The sequence below is a fragment of the Lentzea sp. genome (assembly GCF_036380075.1).
Taxonomy (GTDB): domain Bacteria; phylum Actinomycetota; class Actinomycetes; order Mycobacteriales; family Pseudonocardiaceae; genus Lentzea.
In genome coordinates, this window is the sequence record NZ_DASVFL010000170.1 from 31,019 (window position 1) to 52,051 (window position 21,033).

The window sequence follows — 21,033 nt, forward strand, 5'->3', positions numbered from 1 at the left end:
ATAGTGGTGTCATGGATCTATCGCCGTACATCGCGTCACTGCGCGAGGACTTGGCGACGGCCGCGTCGGCGGGGGACGAGAACACCCGCCGGACGGCCGCCGCGTTGTCCGCAGCGCTCGAGCCAGCCGCGCGACTGGCGATCATGAACGCACTGTCCGACCTGGCCGCGGAGGTCACTGCCTCCCTGGACGGCCAGGTCGTGGACGTTCGCCTGTCCGGTCGTGACGTCCAGGTGGTCGTCACGGGATCGGCCGAACCGGAGCCGGAGCCCGCACCGCGGCACGAGACGCCGTCGTTCGGCGCCGGTGACGCCACGGGTGACATCAGCCGCATCACGCTGCGCATGATCAACGAGCTCAAGTCGAAGGCCGAGGCCGCCGCGGCGGCTCAGGGCGTGTCGCTGAACTCGTTCATCCAGCAGGCCGTGGGCGGTGCGGTGCAGGGCAAGCACAAGCACCACGGGCACAAGGGGTGGAGCGGGAACGCCGGCTCGGGGTCGCGCGTCCGCGGATGGGTGCAGGGGTGAGCGAGATGACCGAACCGACGGAACAGCCGGGCGTGGTGCGTCAGCAGAGCTTCGAGCTCACGGGTGTCGCGGAGATCGACATCTCGCTGCTCAGCGGCCGGGTGCAGGTGAACCTGACGAACGAGCCGGGTGTGCACGTCGAGGTGCGGCACGACCCGGCGGCGGGCAGCTCGTGGACGGAGGGCCTGTCGAGCGTGCTGAGCTGGGTCAGCGGCCAGTTCGGCGACAAGGCGGCCCCCGCGGCCGCCGGTCCCGGGGAGGCCGTGCGCGAGGCCCGCGTCGAACTGCTGGGCAATCGTTTGCGCATCGAGTCGTCGAAGGCGCTGCCGTTGCGCGCGGTGCCGTTGTCCGTGGTGGTGTCGGCGCCCATCGGGTCGCACGTGTCGTCGCGGACCGGCGCGGCCGACGTCGTCGTCACCGGTGGCGCGGGCCGGCTCGACCTGAACACCGGCACCGGCAGCGTGTCCGCGGACAGGGCGACCGGCGAGGCGAAGGTGAACTCGGGCGCGGGCACCGTCCGGCTCGGCACGATGCTGGGCGCGCTGAAGGCCAAGACCGGCAGCGGTGACGTCGAGGTGTCGTCGATCGGCGGCACGAGCACGCTGGTCACCGGGACCGGCGACGTGTGGCTGGGCGCCGTGCAGGGCAACGTCCAGGTGCGCACCGGCAGCGGTGACCTGACCGTGGCCGACGCCGCCTCGGGCGAGATCCAGCTCGGCACGGGCTCGGGGCACATCCGCGTCGGCGTCCGCCAGGGCACGCTCGCGCGCATCGACCTGGTGTCCACGTCCGGCACCGCCCGCAGCGACTTCGACGTCTCGGCGGAGCTGCTGGGCGACGCGCCGCTGACGGTCACGGGCCGCACGGGCAGCGGCAACGCGCTGGTGACCGCCGCCGCGAGCTGACCGGGGGGTCGGAGGAGACGACGTCCCCGGTCAGGGCTCCTGGAACGGCTTGGAGCCGCCGGGGACGTCGTCCGGGAAGATCGGGCACCGGATCTCGCCGGTGAGGAACTTCCGGACGAAGCTCGAGAACGTCCCGTCGTAGGACCAGCTCTGCCGCAGGTCGGTGATCACCACGGTCCACTCGTCCGGCTCGCCGCGGGTGTACCAGAGGCAGTGGTCGCCGTTGACCGTGACGCCCCACGGCAGCAGCCCCGGCGACTCGGGGTGCACGCGCAGCCCCGGCTGGCGGCGCAGGGCCCGCAGGACCTTGGGCGCCTGCGTCATCCAGTTCAGGAACCCGGCCCGCGCGGTCGGGTGCAGGATCCGGACGTACCCGCCGACGATCAGCGGTGGGTACGCCTCGGCGAGGTGGACGTAGTCGGTGGGCAGCGCTGTGCCCGCGCGTGCTCTGACCGCGTCCCAGTCCACCGGGTCGGGACGCCGTTCCGGCGCTCCCAGCAGGTCGATCCACTCGTCAGGCGGCACCGCTCACCTCCGTGACCCTCAAGCATCGCCTGTGGCACTCGGAACTCGGTTGTACCGCAGTCCATCGACGACCAGTGAGACAACCGCGTCGAACTCGTCCTCGACGTGGGGACTTCCCCACTGCCGGGCGTGAGCCGGGTGGTGGAACATCTGCGTCGCGTCCCACACCGCCTGCGCCGTCCTGGCGGCGTCGTCCGTCGAGAACTCCTGGGTTTCCACTCCCGCGGAGATGATGCTTGTGAGCTGCCCCACCAGGTGTTCGAGGTGGTACTCGACGACGCCGCTGCTCTCGTTGACGAGCGTCTTGTACGTCGTGAACAGCTCCAGGTCCTCGGAGTGCGAGCGCCGCTTGTTCTCGAAGAGCTTGCGCAGCCAGGCCCTGAGCGTCTCGGCGGCGGTGAGGCCCTCGTCGAACGCGGGCGTCATCTCCTCGTGGATCGCGGAGAGCCAGCGCCGGGTCACGGCCTCCCGCAGAGCGGCCTTGGTCGCGAAGTGGCGGTAGACGCTGCCGTGGCTGACCCCGAGCGCCTTGGCGACGTCGACCACCGTCGCCTTGGCGGGCCCGTACCTGCGCAGCACCTCTTCGGTCGCCACGAGGATCGCCTCCGCGGTCAACGCCTCCGCCACTGCACTCACCTCTCGCTGTCGAGCATCGCCATCTGCTGCTCCGGGTACCGCGTGCCCGCGGCGGCCCCGACCGGGACGAGGGCCTCGATCTCCCGCAGCTCCTGCTCGGTGAACGTCACGTCGACGGCACCGACGGCCTCCGCAAGCCTCGCACGCTTGGTCGTGCCGACCAGAGGCACCACGTCCTCCCCGCGCGAAGCCACCCACGCGATCGCGAGCTGGGCGACCGTGACGCCCTTGTCCTCCGCGATCCGGCCGAGCCCGTCGACGAGCTCCTGGTTGCGGGTCAGGTTCTCGCCCTGGAACCGGGGCGTGTGGCCGCGGTAGTCGCCGGCCTCGATGGTGAGCGGCGTGGCCGAGATCAGGCCGCGCGACAGCACGCCGTACGCGGTGATGCTGATGCCGAGCTCGCGGGTGGTCTGCAGGATCTCCCGCTCGACGTTGCGCTCCAGCAGGCCGTACTCGATCTGGAGGTCCGCGATCGGGTGGACGGCGTGCGCCCTTCGGATGGTCTCGGCGCCGACCTCGCTCAGGCCGATGTGCCGGACGCGGCCCTTCTCGACCTGCTCGGCGATGGCGCCGATGGTGTCCTCGATGGGGACGTTCGGGTCGAGCCGCGCGGGCCGGTAGACGTCCACGTGGTCGGTGCCGAGGCGCTGCAGCGAGTACGCGAGGAAGTTGGCCACCGCGACCGGGCGCGTGTCGAACCCGATGAACGCGCCGTCGGCGTCGCGCATGCCACCGAACTTGACGCTGAGCTGCACCTCGTCGCGCCGGCCCTTGATCGCCTCCGCGACGAGCAGCTCGTTGTGGCCCTGGCCGTAGAAGTCACCGGTGTCGAGGAGCGTGACGCCCGCGTCGAGGGCGGCGTGGACCGTCGCGATGCTCTCGTCGCGGTCCGCCGGGCCGTAGGCGTTGGACATGCCCATGCAGCCCAGGCCGATGGCGGACACGACCGGACCGGTGGCGCCGAGCTGACGCTTCTGCATTTCGAACCCCTTCGTCGACTTCGTTGACCCCAGCCTGCCCGATGGACTGACAGATTTCAATATCTGTCAGTCCACTAGTTGTCAGCACTATTGACAAAAAAGTTTTGAACGTTCAAAGTGTTTTTTGCGATGAGAGACGTCATCTACCTGGACCGGATGGAGCAGGCCGAGACCCTGCTCAAGCCGCAGCGCGTGGAGGTGCTGCGGCAACTCGCTGCGCCGCGTTCGTGCACCGAGGTCGCCGAGGTGCTCGACCAGACGCCGCAACGCGTGCATTACCACGTCAAACAGCTGGTCAAGGCCGGTCTGGCCGCCCAGGTCGCCGAGCGCAGGGTGCGCGGCGTCCAGGAGGGCCTCTACCAGGCCGTGGCGCGGTCGTACTGGCTGTCGCCGCGGCTCGTCGGCCGGATCGGGTCGCGCGACGAGCTCGCGCTGGGCCACCTCGTCGACCTCGCCGAGCAGGTGCAGGCGGACGTGGCGGCGCTGGACCGGTCGAGCGAGCTGCCGTCCGTGGGCGTGTCCGGCGAGATCCGGGTGCGTCCCGAGGACCGCGCGGAGTTCCTGGCCAAGCTGCAGAACACCCTGCAGGACCTGTTCACCAGATATGGCGGCGCGGAAGGGGATGCGTTCCGCATCGCGCTCGCCTGCTACCCCAAGGGAGACAACCGATGAGCACCGGAACCGTCCGAGTTCGCACGTCCGCGCCCGCCGCCAGGGTCTACCGGGCGCTGACCACCGCCGACGACCTGCGCGTCTGGCTCGCCGAGCAGGCGCACGTCGACCTGGAGGGCGGTGAGTACGAGTTCTGGGGGCGCCACACCCCGGAAGGCGAACGCGGCCGGCAGAAGCTGCTGGGGGTGACCCCGTCCTCGGTGCGCTTCTCGTGGTTCCTGTTCGGCACCGAGTACGCGGTCGAGCTCGGCGTCGAGGAGCGCGACGGCGAGACGCTCATCGCGGCGACGCAGTCCCCGTACCCGACCTGGGGCCAGGGCGAGGACCAGTCGGAGGTCCTCCAGACGTTCTGGCCGCTCGTGCTGGGCAACCTCGTCGAGCACGTCGAGGGCCGGCCGGCGCTGGGGCTCCCCGACTTCACGACGCCCGAGCAGCGGTTCGAGTTCGACGTCGCGGCGCCGCCGGCGGCGATCGTCGACGCGCTGACCGACCCCGACAAGTTCGCGCGGTGGTTCGGCGCCCGCATGGAGATCGAGCCGCACGTCGGCGGCCGGTGGGCGATGGGCAGCCTCGACACCGAGGAGAACCCCGCGAAGGTCGTCGCGCTCGACGAGGAGCACTTCGCGCTGGAGTTCCCCGGCGGCATGGTGACGTCGTGGGAGCTGAAGGGCTCGGAGGGCAAGACGCGGCTGACGTTCGTGCAGAGCGGCTTCGACCCGGCGGACCCGCCCTACGGCCCGTGGCTGGGCTGGCTGTCCGGGTTCGCGGACCTGCGCCGGATGCTGGAGCTGCCGGACTGGCGGCCGATGTGGCACTCCTACGACCTCCCCGGCCTGCCCGACGGGGTGCTCGTCCTCGAATGATCGGGCGCCGACCCGCGGGTGAGAGCCAGATCATCCGGCTCTCACCCGTTCGCGCCTGGCTTCCGCCGGCGGAGGGTCGCTATCTTCGGCGCCGTGCTCGAGTCAGCGCGTGTAGCGGTAGCCGCGGTACTGATCGCCTTCTCCGTGACGATCGCGGCGTTCTTCAACTACTAGAACCACGCCATCACGATGGCCGGTGACGCCGCGAGGACGCTGAACCTCGCGAAGCGCCCGATCATGCCGGTGGCGACGAACATCGCGGTGGACATGCCCGCGAGCCCGGCGAGCACGCTCGTCGCCATGAACGGCGGCACGCCGACCAGCGCGCTCACGCCGTGCGTGCCGGCCATCCAGTTGGGGTGCGCCCGGCACTTGTCGTGGATCCACGCGCCCCACCGGTGCATCCGCGTGCCGGGCCCGAACCAGCGGTCCAGTCGCGACGGCTTCCCGCTCGGCTTGCGGCGCAGGAACTTCGGCAGGTGGATGTCGCCGCGCGCGGCGTAGAAGTAGAGCAGCTTGCCCAGCACCTGGCCGACCGCGACCGAGAGGCCGACGATCCAGAACGACGTGTCCGGCCAGCGCGCGCAGAGTCCCAGGACGAACATCTCGATGCTGATCAAGGGAACGATCGCCGAGCCGAGTGCGACCCCGAAGGTGAGGCCGATCAAGGCGAGCACCCGGCCGAGGCTACACACATCTCACTGCTCGAGGCGGACCTCGAGCGCGCCGGACACCCGGACCTCACGCAACGGACGCCCGCCTGCGTCCAAAGTGCGCACCGTGCCGTCACCCGTCCAGCCGAGTCGTTCGTAGAAGTTCCGCGACGCCTTGTCTGCTTCCGGCACCCACGCGATGCCCCGCGTCGCGCCGCTGTCCTTCAGCTCCCGCATGGCTTCGGCGACGAGCCGCGTGCCGTGCCCGCGCCGGCCCCACCGCGGTTCGACGAGGACGCTGAGGAGCGCGGTGGTGTCCGCGTCCTCCGGCAGCGAACCGTCCGCTTTGGCCACTTCGTCGTCAGGAGCCTTGCTGGCCACGACGAACCCGACCGTCCACTCCCCCTCGGTGGCGGCGAGGACCGCTCCCTGCCGCACGGCGAGCGCCCACGCCTCGTCGGTGTCGAGCGCGTCCAGCACCTCCTCCGGCAGCAGCTCGGCATAGGCGAGCCGCCACGTCTCCCGGTGGATGCGGACGATCTCCGAAAGGTCAGCAGCGGTGGCGAGGTGCACGCCGGCGTCGGCCATGAGCGCACCCTATCGACGCCGCGTCGCGGAAATGTCAGGGGTGCGTGGCAGCATCGCGGTCGTGCAGACGATGAGTGCGGACGTGGCCCGTCGAATCGCCCTGGGTGCCCAGGGTTTCACCGACCCGAGGCCGGCGGCGCCCACCCGCAGGCACCTGCAACGCGTCCTGTCCCGCGTGCAGCTGCTCCAGATCGACTCGGTGAACGTGGCCGTGCGCGCGCACTACATGCCGCTGTTCTCCCGCCTGGGCTCCTACGCGCCGTCGCTGCTGGACGAGGCCGCGTGGACGCACTCGTCGCGAAAACCACGCATGCTCGTGGAGACGTGGGCGCACGAGGCGTCCCTGGTGCCCGTCCCCGACTGGCCGCTGTTCCACTCGGGCGCGAAGAAGCGCGGCTGGTGGCAGAACTACCAGACGATCCTCGACCGCTCCCCGCAACTGGTCGACGACGTCCTGGCCGCCGTGAAGGAGCTGGGCCCGGTCGGCGCCGGTGCCCTGGAGAAGGCCCTGATGGGCGACTCGGGCCGCGCGAAGGGCCCGTGGTGGGACTGGTCGGAGGTCAAGCGGATCTGCGAGGTCCTGTTCGGCGTCGGCATCCTGACCACCGGCACCCGCCGCTCGTTCGAACGCCTCTACGACCTGACCGAACGCGTCATCCCGGCCGACGTGCTGGCCCAGAGGTGGGACCCGGACTCGGGCGCCCGCGAACTGGTCCAGCGCTCGGCCGTCGCCCTGGGCGTCGCCACCGAACCCGACCTGCGCGACTACTACCGCCTCGACCCGCGCCGCTCGCAGGCCGCGGTGGCGGCACTGGTCGAGCAGGGCGTCCTGGAACCGGTGGCCGTCGAGGGCTGGCGTGCCGTCGGCTACCGGCACCGCGATGCCGCGGCTCCGCGCCGAGTGCGGGGCCGGGCGCTGCTCTGCCCGTTCGACCCGCTGATCTGGGAACGGGCGCGCACCGAGCGGATCTTCGGCTTCCGGTACCGCATCGAGATCTACGTGCCGGAGCCCCGGCGGGTGCACGGGTACTACGTGTTCCCGTTCCTGCTGGACGGTCAGCTGGTGGGCCGCGTCGACCTGAAGGCGGACCGCGCCGCCGGGGTACTGCGCGTGCAGTCGGCGTGGGCCGAGGAGGGCGTGGACCGGCCGCGGGTGGCGGCCGAGCTGGCGGGCGAGCTGAAGCACATGGCCGAGTGGCTCGGGCTGGAGGACGTGCTGGTGGTGGAGAAGGGCGACCTGGCGGCCGAGCTGATCGCGGCCGTGCTCACCGGCTAGCCGCGTGCAGCTCGATCGCCTTCCGCATCGTCTCCCGGGCCCGGCCGCGGTCCCCCGCCACGTCGTAGGCGTAGGCGAGCCGGAACCAGGTCCGCCAGTCGTCCGGTGAAGCCTCGACCTCGGCGCGCCGCTCCTCGAACCACGAGTCCGCGGCGTCCCGGTCCACCCGCCCCGACGGACGGCGCGGCAGGGCCGAGACGTCCGGCAGCAGCCCGTCCGCGTCGAGCTCGCGGGCCATCTTCTCGGTCTCCCACCCGAACCGCAGGTTCGAGTACACGAGCCACACCCCGAGCAGCGGCAGGATCAGCACCCCGACGCCCAGCAGCACGCCGACCACCTCGCCGGTCCGCAGCAACGCGACCGCGCGACCGGCGAGCAGGACGAAGTAGACCGCGAGCGCCGCGATCAGCACCCCGACGGTGACGCGGACCTTCACAGGTCGAGGTACTTGTCGAGACCGACGGCCAGGCCGGGGCGGGACACGATCTCCCGCACGCCCAGCACGACGCCCGGCATGAACGACGTGCGGTGCAACGAGTCCTGGCGGATCGTCAGCGTCTCGCTCTCCCCGCCGAACACGACCTCCTGGTGCGCGATCATGCCGGAGATCCGCAGCGAGTGGACGCGCACGCCGTCGACCGAGGCACCGCGCGCACCCGGCTCCTCGACCGTGGTCGCGTCGGGCATCGGATCCATGCCTTCGCGCGCCGCCGCGATCAGGCGAGCGGTGTGGGCGGCGGTGCCCGAGGGGGCGTCCGCCTTGCGCGGGTGGTGCAGCTCGATGATCTCGGCCGACTCGTAGTAGCGGGCCGCGATCTCCGAGAAGCGCATCAGCAGCACGGCGCCGATGCCGAAGTTCGGCGCCACGAGCACACCGACGTCCGAACGGCCTTCGAGCAACGCCTCGACGGCGGCCAGCTTGTCCGCGTCGAAGCCGGAAGTGCCGACCACGCAGTGGATTCCGGCGTTGACGCAGAACTCCAGGTTCCCCATCACCACGTCGGGGTGCGTGAAGTCGACGACCACCTGCGCACCCGCGTCGACGAGGGCGGACAACGGGTCGTCGGCGTCGATGGCCGCCACGACCTCCATGTCCTTCGCGGCCTCGACCGCGCGGACCACCTCGGAACCCATGCGGCCCCGCGCGCCGAGAACTCCGACGCGAATCATGCAATCACCTCGTGTACCTGGTCCGGCAGATCGTCGGCGTGATCGTAAGGTCCCACCACCGCCGCGGCGACGGGCCTGCGCAGCAGCTCACGTGCGAGCAGCGCCACTTCGTCCGCGGAGACGGCGTCGATCCGCGCGAGGGTGGCTTCCACGCTCAGGTGGTCGCCGTAGTTCAGCTCGGACTTGCCGATGCGCGACATGCGGGAACTGGTGTCCTCCAGGCCCAGCACCAGCGCGCCGCGCAGCTGTCCCTTGCCGCGCGCCACCTCGGCGTCCGAGAGCCCGCCGCGGGCGACGTCCACGAGCACCTCGCGGATCACGCCGGCGGTCTCGCCGAGCCGGTCCGGCTGGCAGCCCGCGTAGACGGCGAACGTGCCGGTGTCCGCGTAGAGGCCGACCGACGAGTACACCTGGTAGGCCAGGCCCCGCCGCTCACGCACCTCCTGGAACAGCCGCGAGCTCATGCCGCCGCCGATCGCCGCGTTCAGGACGTTCAACGCGAACCGGCGCTCGTCGTGGCGGTCGAGGCCCTTCATGCCGAGCATCAGGTGCGCCTGCTCGGTGTCGTCGGTGTGCAGCACCAGCTTGCGGGCGTCGGCGATGCGCGCGCGACCCGCCCGCGGCGCCACCGCGCTGCCCTCCCGCGACAGCCGGTCGCCGATCGCCTTGCGCACCAGGCGCATCACGGTCGCGTGCTCGATGTTGCCCGCGACGGCGAACACCATGCGCGGCAACGTGTAGCGCTTCTTGTAGAACGAGAACAGGTTGTCGCGCTGCATGTCCTGAATGGACTTCTCGGTGCCGAGAACGGGACGCCCCAGCGCGTGTCCGCCGAACAACGCCTCGATGAACGCGTCGTGCAGCAGGTCCTCGGGGTCGTCGTCGCGCATCGCGATCTCCTCGAGCACGACACCGCGTTCGGTCTCGAAGTCGCGCGGACCGCAGATCGCCTCGAACACGACGTCCGCGACCAGGTCGACCGCCAACGGCAGGTCCTCGTCGAGGACGTGCGCGTAGTAGCAGGTGTGCTCCTTGGCCGTGAACGCGTTCAGCTCGCCGCCGACCGCGTCGATCTCCTCCGCGATGGCCGCGGCGGACCGGCGCGAGGTCCCCTTGAACAGCAGGTGTTCCAGGTAGTGCGCGGCACCCGCGACCTCGGGCCGTTCGTCGCGCGACCCGACCTGCACCCACAGGCCGACCGACGCGGATCGCACGCCCGGGATGCGCTCGGTGATGACCCGCAGCCCCGACGGCAGCATGCTGCGCCGCACCTCGGAGCCCGCGGACGTCTCGAGCACCCGCGTGCTGCCGGGCTTCTGCAGGTGCCCCGGCGTCGCAGTACGCGGACGGCCGCGGGTGGGTGCACCCGCGGCCGTCACGTTGTTGCTGGTCGCACTCACTGCGCGGGAGCCGCCTCGGCAGCAGCGTCCTCGGTGGCGGCCGGGGCGTCGGCCGGCTTCGCGGCGTCTTCCTCGGACACCACGACGAGGCTGATCTTGCCGCGCTGGTCGATGTCGGCGATCTCGACGCGGAGCTTGTCGCCGACCTTGACGACGTCCTCCACCTTCGCGATGCGCTTGCCGTTGCCCAGCTTCGAGATGTGGACGAGGCCGTCCTTGCCGGGCAGCAGCGAGACGAACGCGCCGAACGCGGCCGTCTTCACCACGGTGCCCAGGAAGCGCTCGCCGACCTTCGGCAGCTGCGGGTTCGCGATCGCGTTGATCAGGCCGATCGCGGCTTCGGCCGAGGGGCCGTCCGCCGCGCCGACGTAGATCGTGCCGTCGTCCTCGATGGAGATGTCGGCACCGGTCTGCTCGGTGATCGAGTTGATCATCTTGCCCTTCGGGCCGATGACCTCGCCGATCTTGTCGGTCGGGATCTTGACCGACGTCACGCGCGGCGCGTAGGCGCTCATCTCGTCCGGGTCGGAGATGGCCTCGGCCATGACCTCCAGGATGGCGTAGCGCGCGTCGCGGGCCTGGCCCAGCGCCGACGCCAGCACCTCGGACGGGATGCCGTCGAGCTTCGTGTCGAGCTGCAGCGCCGTCACGAACTCCTTGGTGCCCGCGACCTTGAAGTCCATGTCGCCGAACGCGTCCTCGGCACCGAGGATGTCGGTCAGCGCCACGTAGCGGGTCTCGCCGTCGACCTCGTCGGAGACCAGACCCATCGCGATGCCGGAGACCGGCGCCTTCAGCGGGACACCCGCGTTGAGCAGCGACAGGGTCGACGCGCAGACCGAGCCCATGGACGTCGAGCCGTTGGAGCCCAGCGCCTCGGACACCTGGCGGATCGCGTACGGGAACTCGTCGCGCTTCGGCAGGACCGGCATCAGGGCGCGCTCGGCGAGCGCGCCGTGGCCGATCTCGCGGCGCTTCGGCGAACCCACGCGGCCGGTCTCACCGGTCGAGTAGGGCGGGAAGTTGTAGTGGTGCAGGTAGCGCTTGTGCGTCTCCGGGGAGAGCGAGTCGATCTGCTGCTCCATGCGGAGCATGTTCAGCGTGGTGACACCCAGGATCTGGGTCTCGCCGCGCTCGAACAGCGCCGAGCCGTGCGTCCTGGGGATCACGGCCACCTCGGCACCCAGGTCGCGGATGTCGGTGAGACCGCGGCCGTCGATGCGGACCTTGTCGCGCAGGATCCGCTGGCGCACGAGCTTCTTGGTCAGCGAGCGGAACGCGGCGCCGACCTCCTTCTCGCGACCCTCGAACTGCTCGGCCAGCTTGTCGAGCGTGGCGGCCTTGATCTCGTCGAGCGTGCTCTCGCGCTCCTGCTTGCCCGCGATGGTCAGCGCCTGGGCGAGTTCGGCGGAGGCGGCGGACTCGACAGCCTCGAACGCGTCGGCCTGGTAGGCCGGGAACGTCGGGTAGTCGCCGGTCTCCTTGGCGGCGACCTGCGCGAGCTGCGCCTGCGCCTCGCAGAGGACCTTGATGAACGGCTTCGCGGCCTCGAGGCCCGCGGCCACGACCTCCTCGGTGGGGGCGACGGCGCCCTCGCCGACCAGGTCGATCACGTTCTCGGTGGCCTCGGCCTCGACCATCATGATCGCGACGTCGCCGGAGTCGACCACGCGGCCCGCGACGACCATGTCGAACACGGCCTTCTCGAGCTGCTCGTGCGTCGGGAACGCCACCCACTGGCCCTCGATCAGAGCGACGCGGACGCCGCCGATCGGGCCGGAGAACGGCAGGCCGGCGAGCTGCGTCGACGCGGACGCGGCGTTGATCGCCACGACGTCGTACAGGTCGGCCGGGTTGAGGCTCATGACCGTGATGACGACCTGGATCTCGTTGCGCAGACCGTCCACGAAGGACGGGCGCAGCGGACGGTCGATCAGGCGGCAGGTGAGGATTGCGTCCGTGCTCGGACGGCCCTCGCGCCGGAAGAAGGAGCCGGGGATGCGGCCCGCGGCGTACATACGCTCCTCGACGTCCACCGTGAGGGGGAAGAAGTCGAAGTGGTCCTTCGGGTGCTTCGACGCCGTGGTGGCGCTCAGAAGCATCGTGTCGTCGTCCAGGTACGCCACCACGCTGCCGGCGGCCTGGCGCGCGAGGCGCCCGGTCTCGAAGCGGATGGAGCGCGAGCCGAACTTGCCGTTGTCGATTACGGCAGTCGCCTCGTGGACTTCAGTGTCCGTCATTTACTTGTTGCTCCTCGTCTTTCGGACACCGCTCACGCGTTCTGACGAGGCCGGTCTTCGATCGAAGTCCTCTGGGGCGTTTCCACCAGAGGGCCACTACCGAGGACCGGCGCGGAAACTGCTTCGCGCGACGCGGGTCCTGTGTTTCGTTCCTCTTTGCAACCAGGGATCTGTATACACCCGGTTGTGCGCCGAGGGGGAGTGACCGGCCGGTCACTCCCCCTCGGCGAAGATCACCTGCGCAGACCGAGGCGCTGGATCAGCGCGCGGTAGCGGTTGATGTCCACCTTGGTCAGGTAGTTCAGCAGACGGCGGCGACGGCCGACCATCAGCAGAAGACCACGGCGGGAGTGGTGGTCGTGCTTGTGCTGCTTGAGGTGCTCGGTGAGGTCGGCGATGCGCTTGCTCAGCAAAGCGACCTGCGCCTCGGTCGAGCCCGTGTCCGAGTCGTGCAGACCGTACTCACCGAGGATGGACTTCTTCTGGTCCGTGGACAGTGCCACTGGGTGGTTCTCCTACTTGTTCAGGTCCGTGCGGCCCCGCGCCCGCCGAATTGCTGGCCGGGGTAGCCGGTGCTGGCCGCCACGGACCGCAGCCAGACCCAACTGCGAAGGCTATCAGGCACTGTGCTCAGCGGCGCGCTGACGTGCGCAACCCCACCCGCGACACGGGTGTGTAGACGCCTCCGGCACTGCTCACGAGCACCGCCTCGGACGGTTGCCACGGGCTGCTCAGGAAGTCCGGCATCGCCTGGCCCCCGTACCCGTAGGCCACCGTCAGGTGCGCGAACCAAGTGTCGTCGGCACCCGCTGCCCTTGCCAACTCATTTAGGCGGCCGTCGATTCCCGCCCAGAGCACCTTTCCGCGGAAGACGCCGAAGTTCCGGAGCCGGATCTCGGGCACCTCGTGGCCCTCGAGAGCTTCAAACCGCCGGTGATCTGCGATTTCACCGTGGAAGCACAGCGTGATGTGCCACTTCTCCGGCTTCGTCCACTCCAGGCCGACGTCCGGGTCGAGCACCGCCCGCAGCTCCTCGACCACCCGCGGCGGCGGGAAGAGCGCGGTGAAGAACCTCACCTGCCGGCGGCCCTGATGACCCGGCGGAACAGGTCGGCGATCGCGGGGAAGTCGTCGGCGAGCAGGTCGGCGGCCTGCTGGAGCTCGGCGCGGTCCGCGACGCGGCGCAGCACGGGGTACGCGGCGCTCTCGTCGCCGTTGACCGGCAACGAGTCGCGGGACACCGTCGGCTTCGACTCGCGCACGTCGTCGAGCGCGCGTTGCAACGCCTCCGGCGCCCCGGTCGCCACGTCCGGCGTGAGGACCTTGCGCTCCAGCATGATCATGCGGGCGAGCACGGACGGGTTGCCGATCTTGGCGCGCCGCCCGCTCATCACCTGGCTGAGCATCGGCGCGCTGATCCCCAGCACGTCCGCGAGCTGTGCCTGCGACACGTTGAAGGCCACGACCAGACGGCGCACCCGGTCACCCAAGGGCTCCCCGTACCACTCCCGCTGAAGCGCGAGGTTGCGCTGCACGATCTTGTGGTCCTCCACCGTTGGCCTCTCCCGTAGCCCGCACACTGCCCCGCATCCTGCCAGCACAGCGGCTCTCAGATGCCCATTTCGCCTGATCTGACGGTCACGACCCCGCGAGCAGTTCCCTCGTCCGGTCGACATCGCGGTGCATCTGCTCGAGCAGTGCCTCGACGGAGTCGTACTTCTCCATCTCGCGCAGCCTCTCGACGAAGTCGACGGCGACCCGCTGGCCGTAGTAGTCCTCGTCGACGTCCAGCACGAACGCCTCGACGCGGCGCTCCCGGCCGGAGAACGTCGGGTTGGTCCCCACGCTCACGGCGGCCTTGAGCTTCTGCCCCTTGGCGTCGGTGAACCAGCACGCGTAGATGCCGTCGGCCGGCACCGCGGCGAACTTGGGCGTCGACAGGTTGGCGGTCGGGAACCCCAGGTCCTTGCCCCGCCCGTCGCCCTTGACGACGATCCCTTCGAGACGGTGCGGGCGCCCCAGCGCCTCGGCCGCCGCCTTCACGTCCCCCGCGTCGATGCACGCGCGGATGTAGGTGGACGAGTACGTCACCTCTTCTGCGGACACCAGATCAGCCCCCTCGGTCGCGAATCCGAACCGCTGCCCGAGCTGGCGCAGCAAGGCGACGGTACCGGCCGCCTTGTGCCCGAAGGTGAAGTTCTCGCCGACGACCACCGCCGCGGCGTGGAGCTTCTCGACCAGGACCTCGTGCACGAACTCGTCGGCGGGCATCCGCGAGGTCTCGAGGCTGAACGGCACGACGACGAAGTGGTCGATGCCGAGCTCCTCGACCAGCGCGGCCCTGCGGCGCAGCGTGGTGAGCTGCGCCGGGTGGCTGCCGGGGCGCACGACCTCGGACGGGTGCGGGTCGAACGTCATCAGCACGGACGGCAGGCCGCGCTCCCGCGCGAGCTCGACGGCCCTGCCGATGAGCGCCTGGTGCCCTTTGTGGACACCGTCGAACACACCGATGGTGACCACGCAGCGGCCCCAGCCGCCGGGGAGGTGGTCGAGACCGCGCCAGCGTTGCACGGTGATCAGCCTACGTCGGGAGGCCGGACCGCTGCTCGACACCTGTCTCAGCCCGCGGGGCTGAGCACGACCACGGGCTTGCAGGCGGTGCCCTCGTCCTTGGCCAGGGCGATGACGTGCCCGTCCGGCCCGAACACGCCGTAGGTGCCGTCGATCCCGCCCGCGCGCAGCCGCTGCCCGTGCGAGAGGGCCGAGGCCTCGGCCGGGTCGATCTCGCGGCGCGGGAACGCCGTGGCGACGGCCGCGTCGAGGTCGAGCGACAGGCCGGGCGTGTCCTCCAGCTGCTGGAGCGTGCGCGCCACGCGCAGGTCGAACGGGCCGACCCTGGTGCGGCGCAACGCCCCCAGGTGGCCGCCGACGCCGAGCGCGGAGCCGAGGTCGCGGGCCAGTGCGCGCACGTAGGTGCCGGAGGAGCACTCGACCATCACGTCGAGCAGGACCGTCTTGTCCTCACGGCGCGTGAACAGGACGTCGAAGCGGTGCACGGTGACCGGCCGTGCGGGGATCTCGACCTGTTCACCCGCACGCACCCGTGCGTACGCGCGCTTGCCGTCGATCTTCACCGCGGACACGGCCGACGGCACCTGCTGGATGGGTCCGGTCAGCTTCGCCACCTCGGCGGCGACCGCCTCGTCGGTCACGTCGGAGGCGTCCACAGTGGACAGGACCTCGCCCTCGGCGTCGTCCGTGGTGGTGGCCGCGCCGAGCACGATCGTCGCGAGGTAGGCCTTGCTGTCGAGCGCGAGGTGGCCGAGGAGCTTGGTGGCGCGCTCGATGCCGAGCACGAGCACGCCGGTGGCCATCGGGTCGAGCGTGCCGGCGTGCCCGACCTTGCGGGTGCCGAGGATCCTGCGCACACGCGCCACCACGTCGTGCGAGGTCATGCCGTCCGGCTTGTCGACGACGACCAGGCCCGGCGCAACAGAGGGTTTCACGGCGGAGAAGCTTAAGCGACGCGCAGGGCGTCCCAGCGACGACGCCGGATCTGCACCGGCACGGTCTCGCCGCGCTCCTCGGCCTCGAACACCGCGGCACGCGCGCGCCGCCACCACACGAGCATCCGCCAGCCGCCCACCACGAGCACCAAGACGCAGAAGCTCAACGCCACGCGGAACGCCGTCGCGGGCGCGAGAACGCCCTCGACGAGGTCCAGCAGCACGCCGACGCCGAGTGCGGTCACCGTGACCGCGAGGAAGCCGCCGACGTTGACCAGACCGCTCGCCGTGGACTGGCGGTGCGACGGGTTGTAGTCCCGCGCCAACGCGAACGCCACGCCCGAGATCGGCCCGCCGACGGTCAGCACGAGGAACACGACGGCGATGACCGGCGCCGGCACGCGCCCGCCCGGCCACAGCAGCAGCACGGCCCACCCGGCCAGCGCGAACGCCAGGAACCCGACCGAGATCGGCATGCGCCACTCGGGGTTGCGCGAGAACAGGCCGCCGATGATCGGGCTCGCCACGATCGCGCCGATGACGAGCAGGCCGAGCGTCGAGGACGCGGCCTTGGCCGACATGCCCTGCGCCTGCACGAGGTACGGGTAGCCCCACAGCAGGCCGATGACGGCCGGCGTGGACATCGTGCTGAAGTGCGCCCAGAAACCCAGCCGGGTGCCCGGCACGCTCCACGCCTGCCGCACCTTCGGCCAGATCCTGCGGAACGGCACGACTTCCGGCTTGGGCGCGACGAACCCGGCCGGCACGTCGCGCACCCGCAGGAACGCCACGGCCGAGTACAGCGCGGTGAGGCCGCCCGCGATGAGGAACGCCCACGTCCACCCGATCGAGCCGAGCATCAGCGTCAGCGGCACGGTGGCGACGAGGTTGCCGACCCCGCCGATCGCGGCCGTGACGGCGACGACGAGCGAGTACTGCCGCGGCGGGAAGTGCGTCGCGACGAGGCGGATCACGCTGATGAACGTCATCGCGTCACCCATGCCCAGCACGGCTCGCGCGGTGAGTCCCAGCGCGTAGGAGTCGGCGACGGCGAAGAGCACCTGACCGGTGCCCATGAGCAGCGCGGCGACGGTGAGGATCCGGCGCGGCCCGTAGCGGTCCACGAGCAGGCCGGTGGGGATCTGCATGAGGGCGTAGACACCGATCTGCAGCACGGTGAACACACCGAGCTGCGCGGGTCCGAGCCCGAAGCGTTCGCTCGCCTCCAGTCCGGCCACGCCGAGCGTGGTCCGGTGGAACAGGGCGGCGAAGTAGACGAGTACGGCGGTGGTCCAGATCAGCCACGAGGTCCGGGTGGCGCGATCGACCGACGGCAAGACGGCACTCTCCCAGGTTGAGGGTGGGCAACATTAGTTACATCGCCTAAACAACCTTTTTGGTCACGGTCTCATGCCGTGAGGTCGACCACAGCGGCCGATCGGGGCGCCTGGTCGTGGGCCTGCTCACACCTACCGGACCGCGCCCTCCACGGCCCACTCCCCCGACCGCGTCCGCCACACCACCGCCACGAGCCGCAGCACCATGAACGCCGACAGCCCGGTCCAGATGCCGGCCAGCCCCCACCCGAACGCGTACGAGGCCCACACGAGCGGCAGGAACCCGACCACCGCCGACCCGAGCGTCGCCGTGCGCATGAACTTCACGTCGCCGGCGCCGAGCAGCACCCCGTCCAACGCGAACACCACACCCGCGATCGGTTGCAGCGCAACGAAGAACCACCAGGCGTGCGGGATCTCGCCGAGCACCCCGGCGTCCGAGGTGAACGCGCGCGGCAGCACGGTGAACAGCGCCGCGAACAGCACCCCGAGCCCGATGCCGAACACCAGCCCGTACCGCGTGACCTGCCACGCGAGCTTCTCCGCCTGCTTGCGCCTCGACGCCCCCAGCGCCGCGCCGACGAGCGACTGAGCCGCGATCGCCAGCGAGTCGAGCACCAGCGCGAGGAACGTCCACAGCTGCAACACGACCTGATGCGCACCCAACGCACCGACGGACGTCCGTGCCGCGACGGAAGCCGCACTGATGAAGCACGCCTGGAACGCCAGGCTCCGCAGAACCAGATCACGCCCCATGCCGAGCTGCGCGCGCATGGCGGTCCACTGCGGCCGCATCGACACGTGCTCCGCGAAGAGCGCCTTGAAGAAGAGCCCGGCGGAGAGCACCTGCGCGACGACGTTGGCGACGGCGGAGCCCTCCAGCCCCCAGCCCGCGCCGTAGACGAGCGCGGGACACAGCACCGCGCTGATGCCGTTGCCGATCAGGATGTACTTGAGCGGCCTCTTCGTGTCCTGGACCCCGCGCATCCACCCGTTGCCGGCCATCGTGACGAGGATGAACGGCGCCCCGAACAACGCGATGCGCACCCACTCCACCGCCGCGTCCGCGACGGCCCCGCCACCCGCCAGCAGCTCGGCCAGCGGCCGCGCGAACACCTGCCCCAGCAGCACGACGAGCACCCCGGCGGCCAGCGCGAGCCACGTCGCCTGCACGCCCTCCTCGACGGCCTCCTGACGCCGCCCGGCCCCGTGCAACCGGGCCGTGCGCGCCGTCGTGCCGTACGAGAGGAACGTCAGCTGCGTCGACACCTGCGTGAGCAGCACTCCGCCGAGCGCCAGCCCGGCCAGCGGCAACGCCCCCAGGTGCCCGACCACCGCCGTGTCGACGAGCACGTACAACGGCTCGGCCGCCAGCACCCCCAGGGCGGGCACCGCCAGCCCGATGACCCGCCGAGCGGGAACCCGATCCTCCACCCGTCGAACCTAGGCTCTGACGAGCGCTCCCGTCCGGTGACGACGAACACTCACCCGACTGCGCCTCACAGACCCTGCGGCAGCCCGAACACCCGCTCCCGCGCCACCGCGAGCGCCGAGTGCAGCGCCCCCGCCCGCACCGGGTTCGCCGTGACCTGCGCGAGGTGCACCGGAGTCCGCGGCACCACGATCTTCCGCAGCTCCACCGAGACCAGCTCGCACAGCGTCTCGCCGCCGGTCTGCGCCACCGCGCCCGAGAGCAGCACCAGCTCCGGGTCGAGCACGCACACCACGTTCGCCAGCCCCAACGCGATCCTGCGAGCGAGGTCCGTCAGGAACGCGCGCCCCTCGGTCCCCGCCGTCAGGGCGTGCGCGACGGCCTCCAGCCCGGACTCCTCCGTGATCCCGTGCGTCGCCGCCAGTGCCACGATCGCGTCGCTGTCGACGAGGTCGCCGTACCGGCCGCCGGGGATCTGCATGGAGTCGATCTCGCCCGCGCCGCCCGTGACGCCGCGCAGCAGCACGCCGTTGACGACGACGGCCGACCCGATCTCGTCCGCCGGCCAGAACAGCACGAAGTTCCGCACGCCGGCGGCCCGCCCGGAGCTCATCTCCTCCAGCGCGGCGAGGTTGATGTCGTTCTCGATCGACACCGACGTGCCCAGCAGGTCGCGCAACGTCGAGGGCAGGTCGACGTCCACGAGCCCCGGCAGGTGCGGCGCGAACCCGAGGTGCCCGGTCGACGGGTCCACCGCGCCCGGCGTCCCGACGACGACGTGCGCCAGCGAGTCGAGCCGCAGCCCCGCCAGCGCCGCCGCCTTCTGCACCGTCTCGCGGAACGCCCGCAGCGTGTGCTCCTTGGGCATCGGCGCGCTGTGCTCGGCCAGCAACGCCCCGGTGATGTCCGCGACGACCACGTCGATCAGCTCGGGCGACAACGCCACCGCCGCCACGTACCCGACACCGCCGTTGACGGCCCACATCTGCGCCCGTGGCCCACGCCCGCCCCCGCGCAACCCGGTGCGGACGACCATCCCGTCCTCTTCGAGCCGGGCCAGCAGCTGGGCCGTGGCGGGCTTGGACAGCCCGATGACCTCCTCCAGCTCGGCACGCGTCATCGCACCGCTGCGCAACAACGTCTCGATCGCGGCGCGGTCGTTGATCTCCCGCAGCAGCCGCGGACTACCAGTCCGTGTCATGACCCCACCTGCTCCAACGCGCCCTTCAGCGCGGCGACGACCTGCTCGGCGCCTCCGTCGAACGTGAACCCGGCAGCCAGCCGGTGCCCACCGCCCCCGAGGACCTGCGCCACCTCACGAACATCGACCCGGCTGACCGCCCGCAACGACACGGACCAGTACCCGGGCCGCAACTCCTTCAGCACAGCCGCCACCTCGGCCTCGGAAGCAGAGCGCACGACGTCGATCACGCTCTCCACCTCCTCGCTGCGAACCTCCCGCGCGTCCTCGAGGCTCACGACCGCGTGCACCAGCCCCAGCCCACCCGCGGCAGCCGGATCGAGCTCGGCCTTCGCCAGCACCCGCGACAACATCCCGAGATACGCGAACGGATGCGCGTCCATCAACGGCCGCGTGACGCTGTACGCGTCCACCCCGGTCTTCAACAACCGAGCCGCCGTCTCGTGAGCAGTGGGCCCGGCCTTCCGGAATCCCCCGGTGTCGGTGACGAGCCCCGCGTAAAGACACCGCGCGATCGGCTCGTCGAGCTCGACGTCCATCTCGTCGAGCAACTTCAACGCGATGAGAGCAGTCGCCTCAGCGTGCTCGTCAATGCAATGCACAGTCCCGTACCGCGTGTTGGAGACGTGGTGGTCGACGACGATGACGGGCCCACGGGCATTGGCCACCCGATCCCCCAACGGCCCGAGCCGCTGCACGCTGCCGGTGTCCATGACCACGAGCAACTCAGGCGCCAACGGCACCTCGTCCCGGTGGACGAGCAACCCGGCGGTGTCCAACGCCTTGAGGCTCTCCGGCACGACCTCGGGCTCCCCGAAAGCGACGCGCACGACGACCCCGCGCCGGTGCAGAGCGAGCCCCACGGCCAAAGCACTCCCGAGCGTGTCAGCGTCGGGGTTGATGTGACTGAGCAGCGTCACGTCACGGGCGCCGGCCAGCAACCGCGCGGCCTCGGCAATGGTGGTGCTCAGGTCGTCTGCCACAGGGAGACGTTAGCCGCTGACCGCCCGAATGTGCTGTCCGGCACCCTCGGACAAGACAGTTTCCAGCCGACAAGCGAAGCCGAAGGCGAGCACGCGAAGGCGAAGGCGAAGGCGAAGCCGAGCACGCTTCTACCGGCAG

Annotated in this window: 23 protein-coding genes; 5 read left to right on the top strand and 18 right to left on the bottom strand. The window is 70.8% G+C overall.

The genetic code is table 11. The features are described from left to right. Window positions 1–11 precede the first annotated feature (11 nt). Both VF330_RS19445 and VF330_RS19450 read left to right on the top strand, forming a co-directional pair. Entirely contained in the window at window positions 12–527 is a 516-nt protein-coding gene (locus VF330_RS19445) for a toxin-antitoxin system HicB family antitoxin (protein ID WP_330853049.1), read from the top strand. 5 nt (window positions 528–532) lie between these two features. After that, window positions 533–1,432, top strand: a complete 900-nt coding sequence (locus tag VF330_RS19450) for a DUF4097 family beta strand repeat-containing protein (RefSeq protein WP_330853050.1) — start codon at window positions 533–535, stop codon at window positions 1,430–1,432. A gap of 30 nt (window positions 1,433–1,462) precedes the next feature. On the opposite strand, the gene VF330_RS19455 is transcribed toward VF330_RS19450, so the two are convergent. The 3 genes from VF330_RS19455 to VF330_RS19465 are packed head-to-tail and all read right to left on the bottom strand — an operon-like array spanning window position 1,463 to window position 3,573. Next, complete coding sequence (locus VF330_RS19455) at window positions 1,463–1,957, bottom strand: hypothetical protein (RefSeq protein ID WP_330853051.1); 495 nt, start codon at window positions 1,955–1,957, stop codon at window positions 1,463–1,465. A gap of 18 nt (window positions 1,958–1,975) precedes the next feature. Continuing rightward, window positions 1,976–2,584 carry a TetR family transcriptional regulator gene (locus VF330_RS19460; RefSeq protein WP_330853052.1) on the bottom strand — a complete coding sequence of 203 codons (609 nt, stop codon included), beginning with the start codon at window positions 2,582–2,584 and terminating at the stop codon, window positions 1,976–1,978. Between the two features lie 5 nt (window positions 2,585–2,589). Further along, on the bottom strand, window positions 2,590–3,573 hold the full coding sequence (locus VF330_RS19465; RefSeq protein WP_330853053.1) for an aldo/keto reductase: 984 nt from the start codon (window positions 3,571–3,573) through the stop codon (window positions 2,590–2,592). Window positions 3,574–3,702: 129 nt separating this feature from the next. Between VF330_RS19465 and VF330_RS19470 the strand changes: the two genes are divergently transcribed. Beyond that, a complete protein-coding gene (locus VF330_RS19470) occupies window positions 3,703–4,245 on the top strand; it encodes a helix-turn-helix domain-containing protein (protein WP_330853054.1) in 543 nt (180 codons plus the stop codon). Beyond that, window positions 4,242–5,108 (top strand): SRPBCC family protein, encoded by an 867-nt coding sequence (locus VF330_RS19475; RefSeq protein ID WP_330853055.1) that lies wholly within the window; start codon window positions 4,242–4,244, stop codon window positions 5,106–5,108. Before VF330_RS19470 ends, VF330_RS19475 begins: the two co-directional genes overlap by 4 nt. 170 nt (window positions 5,109–5,278) lie before the next feature. Here VF330_RS19475 and VF330_RS19480 read toward each other — a convergent pair whose 3' ends face one another. Beyond that, window positions 5,279–5,785, bottom strand: a complete 507-nt coding sequence (locus VF330_RS19480; RefSeq protein ID WP_330853056.1) for a hypothetical protein — start codon at window positions 5,783–5,785, stop codon at window positions 5,279–5,281. A gap of 21 nt (window positions 5,786–5,806) precedes the next feature. Beyond that, window positions 5,807–6,349, bottom strand: coding sequence for a GNAT family N-acetyltransferase (locus tag VF330_RS19485; protein ID WP_330853057.1), 543 nt, complete (start codon window positions 6,347–6,349; stop codon window positions 5,807–5,809). Window positions 6,350–6,419: 70 nt separating this feature from the next. Between VF330_RS19485 and VF330_RS19490 the strand changes: the two genes are divergently transcribed. Then, window positions 6,420–7,625, top strand: a complete 1,206-nt coding sequence (locus VF330_RS19490) for a winged helix-turn-helix domain-containing protein (RefSeq protein WP_330853070.1) — start codon at window positions 6,420–6,422, stop codon at window positions 7,623–7,625. On the opposite strand, the gene VF330_RS19495 is transcribed toward VF330_RS19490, so the two are convergent. The 13 genes from VF330_RS19495 to VF330_RS19555 form a co-directional block, all read right to left on the bottom strand. Beyond that, on the bottom strand, window positions 7,615–8,061 hold the full coding sequence (locus VF330_RS19495) for a hypothetical protein (protein WP_330853058.1): 447 nt from the start codon (window positions 8,059–8,061) through the stop codon (window positions 7,615–7,617). The genes VF330_RS19490 and VF330_RS19495 overlap by 11 nt on opposite strands. Continuing rightward, a complete protein-coding gene (dapB, locus tag VF330_RS19500; RefSeq protein WP_330853059.1) occupies window positions 8,058–8,795 on the bottom strand; it encodes a 4-hydroxy-tetrahydrodipicolinate reductase in 738 nt (245 codons plus the stop codon). The genes VF330_RS19495 and dapB overlap by 4 nt, the downstream gene beginning before the upstream one ends. Further along, window positions 8,792–10,174: a pitrilysin family protein gene (locus tag VF330_RS19505; protein WP_330853071.1), complete on the bottom strand. Its 1,383-nt coding sequence runs from the start codon at window positions 10,172–10,174 to the stop codon at window positions 8,792–8,794. The genes dapB and VF330_RS19505 overlap by 4 nt, the downstream gene beginning before the upstream one ends. A 17-nt stretch (window positions 10,175–10,191) precedes the next feature. After that, window positions 10,192–12,435 carry a polyribonucleotide nucleotidyltransferase gene (locus VF330_RS19510; protein ID WP_330853060.1) on the bottom strand — a complete coding sequence of 748 codons (2,244 nt, stop codon included), beginning with the start codon at window positions 12,433–12,435 and terminating at the stop codon, window positions 10,192–10,194. A gap of 233 nt (window positions 12,436–12,668) precedes the next feature. Further along, window positions 12,669–12,938 (bottom strand): 30S ribosomal protein S15, encoded by a 270-nt coding sequence (gene rpsO / locus VF330_RS19515; protein WP_045318466.1) that lies wholly within the window; start codon window positions 12,936–12,938, stop codon window positions 12,669–12,671. A gap of 127 nt (window positions 12,939–13,065) precedes the next feature. Further along, entirely contained in the window at window positions 13,066–13,512 is a 447-nt protein-coding gene (locus VF330_RS19520; protein ID WP_330853061.1) for a 2'-5' RNA ligase family protein, read from the bottom strand. Then, window positions 13,509–13,988 (bottom strand): helix-turn-helix transcriptional regulator, encoded by a 480-nt coding sequence (locus VF330_RS19525; protein WP_330853062.1) that lies wholly within the window; start codon window positions 13,986–13,988, stop codon window positions 13,509–13,511. The genes VF330_RS19520 and VF330_RS19525 overlap by 4 nt, the downstream gene beginning before the upstream one ends. Before the next feature lie 85 nt (window positions 13,989–14,073). Beyond that, a complete protein-coding gene (locus VF330_RS19530) occupies window positions 14,074–15,006 on the bottom strand; it encodes a bifunctional riboflavin kinase/FAD synthetase (RefSeq protein ID WP_330853063.1) in 933 nt (310 codons plus the stop codon). Between the two features lie 47 nt (window positions 15,007–15,053). Next, window positions 15,054–15,941, bottom strand: a complete 888-nt coding sequence (truB, locus tag VF330_RS19535) for a tRNA pseudouridine(55) synthase TruB (protein ID WP_330853064.1) — start codon at window positions 15,939–15,941, stop codon at window positions 15,054–15,056. 11 nt (window positions 15,942–15,952) lie between these two features. Beyond that, the gene (locus VF330_RS19540) at window positions 15,953–17,278 is read right to left on the bottom strand and encodes an MFS transporter (protein ID WP_330853065.1); all 1,326 of its coding nucleotides are present in this window, start codon (window positions 17,276–17,278) and stop codon (window positions 15,953–15,955) included. 132 nt (window positions 17,279–17,410) lie between these two features. Continuing rightward, complete coding sequence (locus VF330_RS19545; protein ID WP_330853066.1) at window positions 17,411–18,712, bottom strand: MATE family efflux transporter; 1,302 nt, start codon at window positions 18,710–18,712, stop codon at window positions 17,411–17,413. 65 nt (window positions 18,713–18,777) lie between these two features. Next, complete coding sequence (locus tag VF330_RS19550; RefSeq protein ID WP_330853067.1) at window positions 18,778–19,911, bottom strand: ROK family transcriptional regulator; 1,134 nt, start codon at window positions 19,909–19,911, stop codon at window positions 18,778–18,780. Then, window positions 19,908–20,894 carry a bifunctional oligoribonuclease/PAP phosphatase NrnA gene (locus VF330_RS19555; RefSeq protein ID WP_330853068.1) on the bottom strand — a complete coding sequence of 329 codons (987 nt, stop codon included), beginning with the start codon at window positions 20,892–20,894 and terminating at the stop codon, window positions 19,908–19,910. Before VF330_RS19555 ends, VF330_RS19550 begins: the two co-directional genes overlap by 4 nt. Window positions 20,895–21,033 lie beyond the last annotated feature (139 nt).

Bases quoted from the DNA above. Each gene is read 5' to 3' on its own strand.
- VF330_RS19475 (WP_330853055.1), top strand. From the start codon at position 4,242: ATGAGCACCGGAACCGTCCGAGTTCGCACGTCCGCGCCCGCCGCCAGG.
- VF330_RS19465 (WP_330853053.1), bottom strand. From the start codon at position 3,573: ATGCAGAAGCGTCAGCTCGGCGCCACCGGTCCGGTCGTGTCCGCCATC.
- VF330_RS19510 (WP_330853060.1), bottom strand. From the start codon at position 12,435: ATGACGGACACTGAAGTCCACGAGGCGACTGCCGTAATCGACAACGGC.
- dapB (WP_330853059.1), bottom strand. From the start codon at position 8,795: ATGATTCGCGTCGGAGTTCTCGGCGCGCGGGGCCGCATGGGTTCCGAG.
- VF330_RS19550 (WP_330853067.1), bottom strand. From the start codon at position 19,911: ATGACACGGACTGGTAGTCCGCGGCTGCTGCGGGAGATCAACGACCGC.
- VF330_RS19485 (WP_330853057.1), bottom strand. From the start codon at position 6,349: ATGGCCGACGCCGGCGTGCACCTCGCCACCGCTGCTGACCTTTCGGAG.
- VF330_RS19445 (WP_330853049.1), top strand. From the start codon at position 12: ATGGATCTATCGCCGTACATCGCGTCACTGCGCGAGGACTTGGCGACG.
- VF330_RS19470 (WP_330853054.1), top strand. From the start codon at position 3,703: ATGAGAGACGTCATCTACCTGGACCGGATGGAGCAGGCCGAGACCCTG.
- VF330_RS19450 (WP_330853050.1), top strand. From the start codon at position 533: ATGACCGAACCGACGGAACAGCCGGGCGTGGTGCGTCAGCAGAGCTTC.
- VF330_RS19490 (WP_330853070.1), top strand. From the start codon at position 6,420: ATGAGTGCGGACGTGGCCCGTCGAATCGCCCTGGGTGCCCAGGGTTTC.